The sequence below is a fragment of the Ideonella sp. FW305-24 genome, assembly GCF_058788035.1.
In genome coordinates this window covers 1,054,690-1,068,455 of the sequence record NZ_JBYTAI010000001.1, presented here as the reverse complement: position 1 = coordinate 1,068,455, position 13,766 = coordinate 1,054,690, and the positions used below count along the sequence as shown (strand labels likewise).

15 protein-coding genes are annotated in these 13,766 nt (G+C 68.7%); all 15 read left to right on the top strand.

Features of this window, described 5'->3' with window-relative positions:
* The first annotated feature begins 259 nt into the window (after positions 1-259).
* The 15 genes from AC3WR5_RS04740 to AC3WR5_RS04670 all read left to right on the top strand — a co-directional run bounded on the left by AC3WR5_RS04740 (position 260) and on the right by AC3WR5_RS04670 (position 13,757).
* Complete coding sequence (locus AC3WR5_RS04740; RefSeq protein WP_492482256.1) at positions 260-1,507, top strand: IscS subfamily cysteine desulfurase; 1,248 nt, start codon at positions 260-262, stop codon at positions 1,505-1,507.
* Positions 1,508-1,553: 46 nt separating this feature from the next.
* Complete coding sequence (iscU, locus tag AC3WR5_RS04735; RefSeq protein WP_141290469.1) at positions 1,554-2,015, top strand: Fe-S cluster assembly scaffold IscU; 462 nt, start codon at positions 1,554-1,556, stop codon at positions 2,013-2,015.
* A gap of 61 nt (positions 2,016-2,076) precedes the next feature.
* Positions 2,077-2,496, top strand: a complete 420-nt coding sequence (gene erpA / locus AC3WR5_RS04730; protein ID WP_492482253.1) for an iron-sulfur cluster insertion protein ErpA — start codon at positions 2,077-2,079, stop codon at positions 2,494-2,496.
* Between the two features lie 7 nt (positions 2,497-2,503).
* On the top strand, positions 2,504-2,827 hold the full coding sequence (locus AC3WR5_RS04725) for a HesB/IscA family protein (RefSeq protein ID WP_492482251.1): 324 nt from the start codon (positions 2,504-2,506) through the stop codon (positions 2,825-2,827).
* A gap of 139 nt (positions 2,828-2,966) precedes the next feature.
* Positions 2,967-4,892, top strand: a complete 1,926-nt coding sequence (gene hscA / locus AC3WR5_RS04720; protein WP_492482249.1) for a Fe-S protein assembly chaperone HscA — start codon at positions 2,967-2,969, stop codon at positions 4,890-4,892.
* Between the two features lie 65 nt (positions 4,893-4,957).
* Positions 4,958-5,377 carry an ISC system 2Fe-2S type ferredoxin gene (fdx, locus tag AC3WR5_RS04715; RefSeq protein ID WP_141292005.1) on the top strand — a complete coding sequence of 140 codons (420 nt, stop codon included), beginning with the start codon at positions 4,958-4,960 and terminating at the stop codon, positions 5,375-5,377.
* A gap of 170 nt (positions 5,378-5,547) precedes the next feature.
* Positions 5,548-6,690 (top strand): homocitrate synthase, encoded by a 1,143-nt coding sequence (nifV, locus tag AC3WR5_RS04710; protein ID WP_231012450.1) that lies wholly within the window; start codon positions 5,548-5,550, stop codon positions 6,688-6,690.
* Between the two features lie 64 nt (positions 6,691-6,754).
* Positions 6,755-7,093 carry a nitrogenase stabilizing/protective protein NifW gene (gene nifW / locus AC3WR5_RS04705; RefSeq protein ID WP_141288004.1) on the top strand — a complete coding sequence of 113 codons (339 nt, stop codon included), beginning with the start codon at positions 6,755-6,757 and terminating at the stop codon, positions 7,091-7,093.
* A 35-nt stretch (positions 7,094-7,128) separates the two neighbouring features.
* Positions 7,129-7,977, top strand: a complete 849-nt coding sequence (locus AC3WR5_RS04700) for an electron transfer flavoprotein subunit beta/FixA family protein (RefSeq protein WP_141288003.1) — start codon at positions 7,129-7,131, stop codon at positions 7,975-7,977.
* 14 nt (positions 7,978-7,991) lie between these two features.
* Positions 7,992-9,098 (top strand): electron transfer flavoprotein subunit alpha/FixB family protein, encoded by a 1,107-nt coding sequence (locus AC3WR5_RS04695; RefSeq protein WP_141288002.1) that lies wholly within the window; start codon positions 7,992-7,994, stop codon positions 9,096-9,098.
* Between the two features lie 25 nt (positions 9,099-9,123).
* On the top strand, positions 9,124-10,431 hold the full coding sequence (locus AC3WR5_RS04690) for an FAD-dependent monooxygenase (RefSeq protein ID WP_492482246.1): 1,308 nt from the start codon (positions 9,124-9,126) through the stop codon (positions 10,429-10,431).
* Between the two features lie 50 nt (positions 10,432-10,481).
* Positions 10,482-10,772 (top strand): ferredoxin family protein, encoded by a 291-nt coding sequence (locus AC3WR5_RS04685; RefSeq protein ID WP_141288000.1) that lies wholly within the window; start codon positions 10,482-10,484, stop codon positions 10,770-10,772.
* A 10-nt stretch (positions 10,773-10,782) separates the two neighbouring features.
* Entirely contained in the window at positions 10,783-11,370 is a 588-nt protein-coding gene (locus tag AC3WR5_RS04680) for an RrF2 family transcriptional regulator (protein WP_492482243.1), read from the top strand.
* A 222-nt stretch (positions 11,371-11,592) separates the two neighbouring features.
* Positions 11,593-13,341 (top strand): nif-specific transcriptional activator NifA, encoded by a 1,749-nt coding sequence (nifA, locus tag AC3WR5_RS04675; protein ID WP_231012429.1) that lies wholly within the window; start codon positions 11,593-11,595, stop codon positions 13,339-13,341.
* 200 nt (positions 13,342-13,541) lie between these two features.
* Complete coding sequence (locus AC3WR5_RS04670) at positions 13,542-13,757, top strand: hypothetical protein (protein WP_141291740.1); 216 nt, start codon at positions 13,542-13,544, stop codon at positions 13,755-13,757.
* Positions 13,758-13,766: the final 9 nt, after the last annotated feature.

Genomic DNA, 13,766 nt, shown 5'->3' with positions numbered 1-13,766 from the left:
CTGACGCAAACAACGGGCCCGCAGCGCCTTCGCAGGCGGAGCGCCAGACTGCCCGGCGCCGCTGCGTCGCACATCCGACAAAGCCGACAGCGGCTGTCCGCACGACAGGGACCAGCGGTCGTCCGGCATCGATTCCCAGGCCGCTCGAATGGCGCCAAGTGCCTGATTCATTTGATGTTTCCGGCGCCGGGAAATGAGCCGCCGGAACTGGCACGTTCCTTGAGAAGAAGGAGCACCTGACCTGACTGGGAGTGGTGCGATGAATGGCTCGACACGGGGTTCGCTGGATCTGAAGCTGGACGGCAAGCCGATCTATCTCGACTATGCCGCCACCACGCCGGTGGACCCGCGCGTGGTCCATGCGATGGTGCCCTACCTGTACGAGCAGTTCGGCAACCCGGCCTCCCGCAGCCATGCCTACGGCTGGGCCGCCGAAGAGGCGGTGGAGATCGCCCGCGAGCACGTGGCCGGACTGATCGGCGCGGACCCGCGCGAGATCGTCTGGACCTCGGGCGCCACTGAATCCAACAACCTGGCCCTGAAGGGCGTGGCGCACTTCTACCAGGCCAGGGGCAAGCACCTGATCACGCTGAAGACCGAGCACAAGGCCGTGCTCGACACCATGCGGGAACTGGAGCGCCAGGGCTTCGAGGTGAGCTACCTGGACGTGCAGCCCGATGGCCTGCTGGACATCGAGGTGCTCAAGGCCGCGCTGCGGCCGGACACCTTGCTGGTCTCGGTGATGTTCGTCAACAACGAGATCGGCGTGATCCAGGACGTGGCCGCGATTGGCGCGCTGTGCCGCAGCAAGGGCGTGCTGTTCCATGTGGACGCGGCGCAGGCCAGCGGCAAGGTAGAGATCGACCTGGCCACGCTGCCGGTGGACCTGATGAGCCTGTCGGCCCACAAGACCTACGGCCCCAAGGGCATTGGCGCGCTCTATGTGCGGCGCAAGCCGCGCGTGCGCATCGAGGAGCAGATGCACGGCGGCGGCCACGAGCGCGGCATGCGCTCGGGCACGCTGGCCACGCACCAGATCGTCGGCATGGGCGAGGCCTACCGGCTGGCGCGGCAAAGCATGGCCAGCGAGAACCAGCGCATCGCGGCGCTGCGCGACCGGCTGCTGGCGGGGGCTCGCGAGATCCCCGAGGTGCTGGTCAACGGCAGCCTGCAGCAGCGCGTGCCGCACAACCTGAACCTGAGCTTCACTTTCGTCGAGGGCGAATCGCTGCTGATGGGAATGAAGGGCATTGCCGTGTCCTCCGGCTCGGCCTGCACCTCGGCCAGCCTGGAGCCCAGCTACGTGCTGCGCGCGCTGGGCCTGTCCGACGAAGTGGCCCACAGCTCGATCCGCTTCTCGTTCGGCCGTTTCACCACCGAGGCCGACATCGACACCGCACTGGCCCGCGTGAAAGCCACGGTGGCCCGCCTGCGCGAGCTGAGCCCGCTGTGGGACATGCACTGCGCCGGCGTGGACCTCGCCAGCGTGCAGTGGGCCGAGCACTGAACCCCACCCAACCCGCCCCTTCATTCCCAGAGCCCCAGGAGCCCCCATGGCCTACAGCGAAAAAGTCATCGAGCACTACGAGAACCCGCGCAACGTGGGCGCCTTTGGCGCGGACGACGATGGCGTGGGCACCGGCATGGTCGGTGCGCCGGCCTGCGGTGACGTGATGAAGTTGCAGATCCGCGTGAACCCGGCCACCGGCCTGATCGAGGACGCACGCTTCAAGACCTACGGCTGCGGCTCGGCCATCGCCTCCTCGTCGCTGGTCACCGAATGGGTCAAGGGCAAGACGCTGGACCAGGCGCTGGCCATCAAGAACACCAGCATCGCCGAGGAGCTGGCGCTGCCGCCGGTGAAGATCCATTGCTCCATCCTCGCCGAAGACGCCATCAAGGCGGCGGTGGCCGACTACCGGCAGCGCCATGTCGCCACGGATGCGGGCGCCGCGACCACGCTGGAACAGCCCGCCTGCAGCCCGTCCGCCGCGAACGCCACTGCAGTCGCCTGAGCGCCGCGGATTTCCTTCGCCTCCCTGGCCCCAGTGGCCGTTCACCGAACAGGAACCCACCATGTCCGCTTGCCAATCCCAACCGAACGCCGGCAGCAGCTGCGCCACCACGCCCCGCCCGCCCTCAGAGCCCTTCGTACTGCCCGAAGGCGCACCCAAGCTGCAGGTCAGCGACGCGGCCATCGGCAAGGTCGGCGCGATGCTGGCCGAGGAGGGCGACCCTGAGCTGAAGCTGCGCATCTTCGTGACCGGCGGCGGCTGCTCCGGCTTCCAGTACGGCTTCGCGTTCGACGACGTGGCCAAGGAAGACGACCTCTGCGTCGAGGCCGGCGCGATCAAGGTGCTGGTCGATGCCTCCAGCCTGCAGTACGTGATGGGCGCGCAGATCGACTACGAGGAAAGCCTGGACGGCTCGCGCTTCATCATCCGCAACCCGAATGCCGCCAGCACCTGCGGCTGCGGCAGCTCCTTCAGCGTGTGAGGCCGTCATGACCCTCAGTGTGACGCCCAAGGCCGCGAAACAGATCCAGAAGGCGCTGGCGCAGCGCGGCGGCGGCTACGGCCTGCGCGTGGCCGTGAAGACCAGCGGCTGCTCGGGCTATGCCTACGCGCTGGAATTCGCCGAGTCCCCCGCACCGGAAGACTTGCAGTTCGCCAGCGAAGGCGTGACCCTGCTGGTGGACGCCAAGAGCCTGCCGCTGGTCGACGGCACCCAGCTGGACTGGGTGCGCGAAGGCCTCAACGAAGGCTTCAAGTTCCACAACCCGAACGCCACCGCCAACTGCGGCTGCGGCGAGTCCTTCGCGGTCTAGACGGGCCCACCCCCTACGCGCTTCGCGCGCCCCCTCAAGGGGGCACCGCTGGCAGGCCGGCAAAGCCGTCCTGCGGCGGTCGCTGGGTTTGGGGGAGCCTGATCGCCGGCTGTTCCCTGTTCACTCCAAGAGGTACATGATGGCTTTGCTGCAGATTGCCGAACCCGGCCGCGCGGCGGCGCCGCACCAGCACCGGCTGGCGGTGGGCATAGACCTGGGCACCACCCATTCGCTGGTGGGCACCTTGCGCAGCGGCGTGCCCACGGTGCTGGGCGATGCGCAGGGCCGGCTGCTGCTGCCTTCGGTGGTGCACTACGGGGCCGATACCGCGCCGCTGGTCGGCCACGAGGCCCGCGAGATGGCCGCGGCCGATCCGCAGAACACGGTGGCTTCGGCCAAGCGGCTGATCGGCCGCGCGCTGCAGGACATAGCGCCCGGCAGCCTGCCTTACGCGCTGGAGGCGCTGGGGCCGGGCGCCATCGGCGTGCCCACGCGGGCCGGCCTGAAGAGCCCGGTGGACGTGGCGGCCGAGGTGCTGCGCACGCTGCGCGAGCGCGCCGAGGCTGCGCTCGGTGGTGCGCTGGTGGGCGCCGTCATCACCGTGCCGGCCTATTTCGACGACGCCCAGCGCCAGGCCACCAAGGACGCCGCCCAACGTGCCGGCCTGACGGTGCTGCGCCTGCTCAACGAGCCCACCGCCGCGGCCGTGGCCTACGGGCTGGACAACGCCAGCGAGGGCGCCTATGTGGTCTACGACCTGGGCGGCGGCACCTTCGACGTGTCGGTGCTGCGGCTCAGCCGCGGCGTCTTCGAAGTCCTGGCCACGCATGGCGACGCCATGCTGGGCGGCGACGACTTCGATGCCGAGATCGCCCGCTGGTTCACCACGCAGACCGGCGGCTCGGGCCTGGCATGGACCGGGGCCGATGCCGGCGCGCTGCACGCCGCAGCCCGCCAGGCCAAGGAAGCCCTCAGCACCGAAGACCAGGTGTGGATGCGGTGTGCCCATGCCTCGGGCCAGCAAGCCAGTGCGCGGCTGGACCGTGCCACGCTGGAGGCGTTGACCCAGCCGCTGGTGCAGCGCACGCTGGGCCCGCTGCGGCGCGCGCTGCGCGACGCCGAACTGACGGTGGACCAGGTCGACGGCGTGGTGCTGGTCGGCGGCGCCACCCGCATGCCGCTGGTGCGCCAGGCCGTGGCCGGCTTCTTCGGCAAGCCGCCGCTGACCAACATCGACCCCGACCAGGCCGTGGCGCTGGGCGCCGCCATCCAGGCCGACCAGCTGGCAGGCAACCATGCCCGCGGCCCTGGCGGCGAAACCGGCCTGCTGCTGCTGGACGTCTGCCCGCTGTCGCTCGGGCTGGAAACCATGGGCGGCCTGGCCGAGAAGATCATCCCGCGCAACACCACCGTGCCCACCGCCCGCGCGCAGGAATTCACCACCTTCAAGGATGGGCAAACGGCCATGTCCATCCACGTGGTGCAGGGCGAGCGCGAGCTGGTGAGCGAGTGCCGCTCGCTGGCCCGCTTCACGCTGCGCGGCATTCCGCCGATGGTGGCCGGCGCGGCGCGCATCCGCGTGACCTTCCAGATCGATGCCGATGGGCTGCTGTCCGTCAGCGCCAGCGAGCAGACCACCGGGGTGCAGACCCATGTGGAGGTCAAGCCCAGCTACGGCCTGGCGCACCACACCGTGGCCGACATGCTGCGCAGCGCGATGCACAGCGCCGAAGCCGATGCAGCCGCGCGCATGCTGCGCGAGGCCGAGCTGGATGCGAGGCGCCTGCTGGACGCGGTGGACAGTGCGCTGGCCGCCGACCAGGCGCTGCTGCTGCCGCGCGAGCAGTTCCTCATCCTGCGCGCCATGCAGGACGTGGCCGACCTGCTCGAACAATGCGCCAGCGACGAAGGAACGGGTGCCACGGCGCACCAGCAGCTGCGCCAGGCCTTGCGCGACGCGACCGAAGGCCTCAACGCGGCCACCACGCCGTTTGCCGCGCGCCGCATGGACCTGCGCGTGCGCGAGGCCTTGTCCGGCCGCTCGCTGGACCAGTTCGCTGCATAGGGCGTCGCGCCCATCCGGGTGCCGATTGAGGCGCCTCTTCATCTCCGTTCTCCACAAGGCCTGCCATGAGCTCCTCCGCCGATCCGCAGGCCCTGCCTGCGTCCGTCCCTTCTGCCAACGCCGCCGCCACCTCGGCCGCCACGCCGGAGCGCACCCAGGTGACCGTGCTGCCGCATGCCGAGCTGTGCCCGCAAGGGCTGGTGCTGCAGGCCAGGCGAGGGCGCAAGCTGGTGGACGAGTTGCTGGCGGCGGGCGTGGCCATCGAGCACGCCTGCGAGAAGGTCTGCGCCTGCGCCACCTGCCATGTGCACGTGCGCGCTGGCGCCGAGTCCCTGGCCCCGGCCGACGAGGAAGAGGAAGACCAGCTCGATGACGCCTGGGGCGTGGACCCGCAGTCGCGCCTGTCCTGCTGCGTGCGGGTCAAGGGCGAGGCCCTGGTGATTGAGCTGCCGCGCTACACCAAGAACCATGCGCGTGAGCGCTAAGAAGCCGAGCCTCACCCGCTGCGCGTCGGCTGTCGAACAAGCGACAAATGACACAGGCCCTCCGCGCGCCCGAACAAGTCAGAGATTTCCTTGTGAATCAATGACTTGAGTGACCTGAGTGGCATGGCACACCGCTTGCGATGAAGCACTCAGCAATGCAAGGAAGGCACATGCAAGCCCCTGGATCTCCCCGGCCCTTCACAATCAACGACACCACGCTGCGCGACGGTGAGCAGACCGCGGGCGTGGCCTTCAGCGACGACGAGAAGCTGGCCATCGCCAGCGCACTCGACGCCGCTGGCGTGCCGGAGATGGAGGTGGGCGTGGCGGCGATGGGGCCGCATGAAGAGGCGGTGATCCGAGCCATCCAGCAGCTGCGGCTCAACGCCCGCACCATGGTCTGGGGCCGCATGTGCGAGGCCGATCTTGCTGCGGCCCTGCGCTGCGGCGCGGACATCGTGCACCTGTCGATCCCGGCCTCCGACATCCAGATCGAGCGCAAGCTGCGGCGCGACCGGGCCTGGGTGCTGGCCACGATCACGCAGTTCGTGCGCCGCGTGGCGGACGCTGGCGCGCGCATCAGCGTGGGCTTCGAGGATGCTTCGCGCGCCGACGATGCCTTCCTCGCCCGCGCCGCCACCACCGCGCAGGCCGCGGGCGCAGAGCGCGTGCGCTATGCCGACACGCTGGGCATCCTCGATCCGTTCGAGACCGCGCATCGCATCGGCCTGCTGCGCCGCGAGGTGGACCTGGACATCGAGATGCACGCCCACGACGACCTGGGCCTGGCCACCGCCAACACGCTGGCCGCCTGGCGCGCCGGCGCCACCCATGCCAGCACAACCGTCAACGGCCTGGGCGAGCGGGCCGGCAATGCGGCGCTGGAAGAGGTGGTGATGGCCATGCGCCACCTGCACGGCGTGCACACCGGCGTCGAGGCGCGTGCGCTGCCGGCCATCTCGGCCCTGGTCGCCGGGGCCTCGGGCCGGCCGGTGGCGGCGAACAAGAGCATCGTTGGCGCGGCGGTGTTCACGCACGAGTCCGGCATCCATGTGGACGGCCTGCTCAAGGACCCGCTGAACTACCAGGGCTTCGACCCGGCCGAGCTGGGCCGGCAGCACACCACGGTGTTGGGCAAGCACAGCGGCAGCCATGCGGTGCAGGCGGCCTACCAGGGCCTGGGCCTGAGCCTGGCTGCCGAGCAGGTGCCGGCCTTGCTGGAGCGCATCCGCGGCCATGTGCTGGCCACCAAGCGCACACCGGGGCGGGCCGAGCTGCTGCAGTTCTACCAGGCCTTCCAGCCAGCGCTCTGACGCCGCCTCAGTCAACCGACTTTCCGCCTCAGCCCACCGACCCCACGCCACCCGGAGACCCGAGATGACCGACCTTACCACCCGCCTGAAGGCCCTCTCCAGTGCCAACGAGTTCCTGGAGTTCTTCGGCATCGCGTACGACGAGCAGGTCGTCAACGTGAACCGCCTGCACATCCTCAAGCGCTTCTACCAGTACCTGCACCGAGCCGAGGGACTGGCCGATCTGGACGAGATCGGCCTGTTCAGCCGCTACCGCGCGCTGCTGGGCCGGGCCTACCAGGACTTCACCACCTCGAACGCCGTGACCGAGAAGGTCTTCAAGGTCTTCCAGGACGCGCAGGGCCAGCAGCACGTGTCGCTGGGCTCGCTGCGCGAAAGCCTGGCGCAGCGCCGCGCCGCCTGATCCCCCACCGCTGGCCGCAGCACAGGAGAGCACCCATGCACATCGTCGTCTGCATCAAGCAGGTCCCGGACTCGGCGCAGATCCGCGTCCACCCGGTGACCAACACCATCATGCGCCAGGGCGTGCCGGCCATCGTCAACCCCTACGACCTGTTTGCGCTGGAAGAGGCGCTGCGCCTGAAGGACGAATTCGGCGGGCGCGTCACCATGCTGTGCATGGGCCCGCCGCAGGCCGAAGACGCGCTGCGCAAATGCATCAGCTTCGGCGCGACGGACGCCATCCTGGTGACCGACCGCGCCTTCGCCGGCGCCGACACGCTGGCCACCTCCTACGCGCTGGCCGCGGCCATCCGCAAGATAGCCCAGGAGCAGGCGGTGGACCTGGTGTTCACCGGCAAGCAGACGATTGACGGCGACACCGCCCAGGTCGGCCCCGGCGTGGCCAAGCGCCTGGGCCTGAACCTGCTGACCTACGTGAGCCGCGTCGTGAAGGTGGACCTGGACGCCCGCCGCCTGCAGGTGGAGCGGCGTGCCGAAGGCGGTGTGCAACTGCTGGACACCACCTTGCCCAGCCTGATCACGATGCTCGAAGGCACCAACGAAATGCGCTTTGCCGGCATGGACGACATGCTGCGTGCCGCGCGCTTCCCGGTGCGCCGCTGGAACAAGGAAGACGCCGGCATCGAGGACCTGACGAAGATCGGCCTGAAGGGCTCGCCCACCGTCGTCAGCAAGGTTTTCGGCCCCACGCCGCGCAGCCAGAAGGCCGACCTGATGAGCGTGGTCGACACCAGCCTGAACGACGTCACGCTGAACCTGCTCGACAAGATCTTCACCCAGCACCCGCTGCTGGAAGAAGAGATCGTGTCTCAACTCTCCGTCTGACCAAGGACGCTGCCATGGCTGAAGCCGCCAAACCCGCTGCCCCCCGTCCCGCTGGCCGTGCGGGCCGCAACATGGAGTTGCCCGAGCACCTGAAGGCCTACAAGGGCGTCTGGGTGTTCATCGAGCATGACCGAGGGCAGGTGCACACCGTCAGCTGGGAACTGCTGGGCGCGGGCAGGGTGCTGGCTGACAAGCTGGGCGTGACGCTGCATGGGGTGATCCTGGGTGGGCCGGACGAGCCGCTGGACAGCTTCGCCAAGGAAGCCTACGCCTTCGGCGCCGACACCTGCTATGTGATGCGCGACCCGGTGCTCAAGGGCTACCGCAACGAGCCCTTCACCAAGGGCCTGACCGACCTGGTCAACCAGTACCAGCCGGAGATCGTGCTGCTGGGCGCCACCACCATGGGCCGCGACCTGGCCGGCTCGGTGGCGACCACGCTGGCCACCGGCCTCACGGCAGACTGCACCGAGCTGAACATCGACGGCACCACCCGCGCGCTGGCCGCCACCCGGCCCACCTTCGGCGGCTCGCTGCTGTGCACCATCATGACCCTGGCCTACCGGCCGCAGATGGCCACCGTGCGCCCGCGCGTGATGCCCATGCCCCGGCGCGATGCCAGCCGCAGCGGCACGATCACCGAAGCCACGCTGGGCATGATCGAGACCGACATCGTCACCAAGCTGCTGGCCTTCATCCCGGACGCCAAGCGCAACACCGTCAACCTGGCCTATGCCGACGTGATCGTCTCCGGCGGCAAGGGCCTGAAGCACCCGGACAATTTCAAGCTCGTCTGGGACCTGGCGCGGGTGCTGGGCGCCGAGGTGGGCGCCACGCGGCCGGTGGTCCAGGCCGGCTGGGTGGAGGCCGAGCGGCAGGTGGGGCAGACCGGCAAGACGGTGCGGCCCAAGCTCTACATCGCTGCCGGCATCTCGGGGGCGATCCAGCACCGCGTGGGCATGGAGGCGGCGGACGTGATCGTCGCGATCAACACCGACGCCAACGCGCCCATCTTCGACTTCGCCCACTTTGGCATCGTCGGCAATGCGCTGCAGGTGCTGCCGGCGCTCACCGAAGCCTTCCGCGCCCGGCTCACGCCGCAGATCCGCAAAGTCGCCTGAACGCCGACCCCACAGGAGCAAGAAGATGGCCAACGAAAAGTTTGATGCGATCGTCGTCGGCGCCGGCCCTTCGGGCAATGCCGCGGCCTACACGCTGGCCAAGGCTGGCCTGCAGGTGCTGCAGATCGAGCGCGGCGAATACCCCGGCAGCAAGAACGTGCAGGGCGCCATCCTCTACAGCGACGCGCTGGAGAAGATCATCCCGGACTTCCGCGACGATGCGCCGCTGGAGCGCCACATCATCGAACAGCGCATGTGGATGCTGGACGAGCACAGCTTTGTCGGCACCCACTACCGCAGCGATGACTACAACAAGCCGCCTTACAACCGCTACACCATCATCCGCGCGCAGTTCGACAAGTGGTTCTCATCCAAGGTGCGCGAGGCCGGCGCGCTGCTGATTTGCGAGACCACGGTGGAGCACCTGCTGATGGATGGCGAGCGGGTGATGGGCGTGCACTGCGACCGCCTGGGCGGCGACGTGTTCGCCGATGTGGTGATCCTGGCCGACGGCGTGAACTCCACGCTGGCGCGCAAGGCCGGCTTCCATGGCGAGCTGTCGGCCAAGAACGTGGCGCTGGCGGTGAAAGAGATCCTCTTCATGCCGGAAGAGACCATCCAGGCCCGCTTCAACATCAACGAGGAAGAGGGCGTGGTGATCGAGATGATGGGCTCGGTCACCGAAGGCATGGTGGGCACCGGCTTCCTCTACACCAACAAGGACTCGCTGACGATTGGCGTGGGCTGCATGCTGGCCGACTTCAAGTCCAACCCGAACCGCACCGCGCCGTATGCGCTGCTCGAGAAGCTCAAGCAGCATCCGTCCATCGCGCCGCTGATCGAAGGCGGCGAGATGAAGGAGTATTGCGCCCACCTGATCCCCGAAGGCGGCTTCAACGCGGTGCCCAAGGTCTATGGCGAGGGCTGGATGATCGTGGGCGACTCGGGTGGCTTCGTCAATGCCGCCCACCGCGAAGGCTCCAACCTGGCCATGACCAGTGGCCGGCTGGCTGCCGAGACGGTGATCCAGGCCAAGGCCGCCGGCAAGCCCATGAGCGCGCGCACGCTCAAGGCCTACAAGGACGCGCTGGACCAGAGCTTCGTGATGAAGGACCTGAAGAAGTACCGCCGGCTGCCCGAGGTGCTGGAGAAGAGCCCGCAGTTCTTCACTGCCTACCCCGGCCTGGTCAACAACGCCGCCAAGACCCTGTTCACCGTGGACGGCGTGGACAAGATGACCAAGCAACGCGAGGTGATGGGCAGCTTCACGGCGGCGCGCAGCCTGCGCGGCCTGCTGGGCGACGCCTTCCGGCTCTGGCGCGCCACGCGCTGAGCCTGCCTTCCCACCGACCCCACACCACGCATCCGACGCAAGAGGCCGCCATGACCGTCAATGTCGAAGACAAGCTGTTCCAGAACCGCTACAAGGTCGACCCCGGCCGGCCGCACATCCAGATCAAGGACGCCGCCGTCTGCGCCAACGAATGCGAAGCGCAGCAATGCACCTTCGTCTGCCCGGCGGCCTGCTACAAGGCCGAGGGCAACGGGGCCGTGACGCTGATCACCGACGGCTGCCTGGAATGCGGCAGCTGCCGCGTGATCTGCACCGAACACGCCAACGTCGCCTGGGAGTACCCGCGCGGCGGCCACGGTGTGCTGTTCAAGTTCGGATGAACGTTACCCCATGCAGCGCTGCCTGAGCGGCTCGGCCTCGCGCGCGGTGGCCGCGATGATCGAGCTGGCCCTCAGCTCGCGCGGCGGGCCGGTGCCGCTGCATCGCCTTCAGCCGCAGCCGGCCAGTTCCAAGTCCTACCTGGACCTGCTGTTCGGCAAGCTGCGGCGGGCCGGCCTGGTGCGCTCGCTGCGCGGGCGCGACGGTGGCTACGTGCTGGCCAGGCCGGCCGGCACCATCAGCGTGGCCGACATCGTGCGCGCGGTGGAGCCACCCACAGCGGCGCCGTTCCTCGATGAAGAAGACCGGACGGGCACCGTGCCTGGCGGCGCCGGAAGCCGGCCTGCCAGCCCGATGGAGGCCTGCACCCAGGCGCTCTGGGAGGCGTTCAACACCCAGTCCATGGCCTGGCTGTCGGACCTCACGCTGCTGGCCCTGGTGGACGCGCAGCGGGCCGCCATGCAGGCGCGGCAGCACGAGGCTGGTGCCGGCACCGGGCTGGCGGGCGCATCCTTGTTGGGCGGCACCGGCGGCCCGCGCCCACCGCGGCTGCCGCGCGGCCCGAACTCGGTCTTCGCATTGGCCAATGCCTGCCTGTGACCTGGGCCGGCATGGCTGGCGAAATGGCATTTCCTTGATGTGCATCAGCCCGCGTGCCAAAGCCGCGCGCAGGCGCCTGCGCCGAGGGCAAACAGGCCAATTTCTTGCAGCGCGAGACACAGCGGCCCGCGCCGCCGGCATTTGCGCCTCGTGGCGTTCGAACATGCACCGGTGTGCGTCGACATGCATGCACCCGGTGCGCAACCGTGAGTGAGGTGGACCATGGCCCGCACCAGTCAGGAAGATCGCTCCCACGTGGAGCTGATCACGGTCTACGAGATCTGCCGCATCCTGGGCGCCTCGCTGGACCTCAAACGCAGCTTTCGCGAGGTGCTCAACGTGCTGACGGCCCACATCGGACTGTCGCGCGCGATGATCGTGCTGGTCGACGAGGACGACGAGCTGCTGCGGGTGCACAGCGCCGTGGGCCTGGACCGTGAGCAACTGGCGCGCGGTGTCTGGCATCGCGGCGAGGGTGTGATCGGCCGCACCTTCCGCTCCGGCGTGCCAGTCACGGTGCCGGACGTCACCCAGTCGGCCGAATTCATCGACCGCACCGGTGCCTTCAGCCAGCGCGACGGGCAGATGATGTCCTTCCAGGTCGAGCCCATCAAGACCGAGCACACGGTGCTGGGCGTGCTGGCCGCGCAGCGCGAGGTCCAGGGCAATGCGCGCCTGTCGGACGACCAGCGCCTGCTGCACATGGTGGCCGGGCTGCTGGCGCAGGCCATCGTGCTGGCGCGCGCGGTGACCGAGGAGCACCAGCGCCTGCAGACCGAGACCACCCGGTTGCAGAAGGCCCTGGCACCCGAGCCACGAGGCCGCTACGCGCTGGACAACGTGGTGGGCGTGTCCAAGGAAATGCAGCAGGTCTTCGGCGAGGTGCACCAGGCAGCACCCTCGCGCGCCACGGTGCTGTTGCGCGGCGAATCAGGCACCGGAAAAGAGGCGGTGGCGCGGGCCATCCATTTCCTGTCGCCGCGCAAGGATGCGCCCTTCATCAAGGTCAACTGCGCAGCGCTCACCGAGTCGCTGCTGGAGAGCGAGCTGTTCGGCCACGAGCGCGGCGCCTTCACCGGCGCGGTGGGCGACCGGCGCGGCCGTTTCGAGCAGGCCCACACCGGCACGCTGTTCCTCGACGAGGTGGGCGACATCTCGCCCTCGTTCCAGGCCAAGCTGCTGCGCGTGCTGCAGGAGCGAGAGTTCGAGCGCGTGGGCGGCAACCGCTCGATCAAGGTGGACGTGCGGCTGATCTGCGCCACCAACCGCGACCTGGAGAAGATGGTCAAGCGCGGCGAGTACCGGGCTGACCTCTACTACCGCATCAACGTCGTCTCCATCTTCCTGCCGCCGCTGCGCGACCGCCGCGACGACATTGCCCCGCTGGTCGCCCACTTCGTGGAGCGCTACAACAAGGACAACCGCCGCAAGCTCAAGATCGCACCGGACGCGATGGAGGTGCTGACGCATTGCTACTGGCCAGGCAACGTCCGCGAGCTGGAGAACTGCATCGAGCGCACCGCCACAATGGTGCAGGGCGAGGTGATCCGCGGCCTGGCCTTCCCGTGCCGGCACAACCGCTGCCTGACCCAGACCCTGCACCACCTGGACAAGGACGATGCCGTGGCGCCCATCCGCATGAGCGGGCCGGTGCCCGGCACCGGCCGGCCCGGCGCGCGCGACGCCCGCCTGCCTGCGCCCGTGCGCCCGGCGGATATCGAACCGGAGGACGAGGACTTCGACGCGGGCGAACTGGACGACGAGGTGCTGCGCATCGGTCCGACGGCCCACCTCAACGGCACGGAGCGCCAGTTCGGCAACGAGCCGCCGGACGGTGAACGCGAGCGCTTGATCTGGGCCATGGAGCAATGCGCCTGGGTCCAGGCCAAGGCCGCGCGGCTGCTGAAGGTCACGCCGCGCCAACTGGGCTATGCCCTGCAGAAGCACCGCATTGAAGTGCGCAAGCTCTGAGCGGCGGCGCCGGTGGTGCTCGCGCGGTGACTGCGTTCACCTCACCGCGCCGAAATCGTTCGACATTTGATCTGGCGCAAGAGCGAGTCTGTTTGTTGGACTGACCCATCAACTCGTCGGCCCCCCGCGACGATATGCCCGATGTCCCCCAGCGAAGCGACATCACGCATCCGGACAACATCCTTAGAAGGAGGCACATCATGGCTGTTCCAACGATCACACACGCCTGCTGGCAACGCCTTGCAGGCGGTGCCCTGGCAAATCTGAAAACCCAGCACTTGGGCATCCAGTTGCTGACCAAGCGACTTCAGCGCAGCACCGATCCGCTCTCGGTCAAGGCGAGCGAGCTTCACGCGTTCTTCGCCAAGTGGGAGCGCGTCCTCCCCAATGAAATCCAGCAACTCACCCATCTTTGATCGGATACC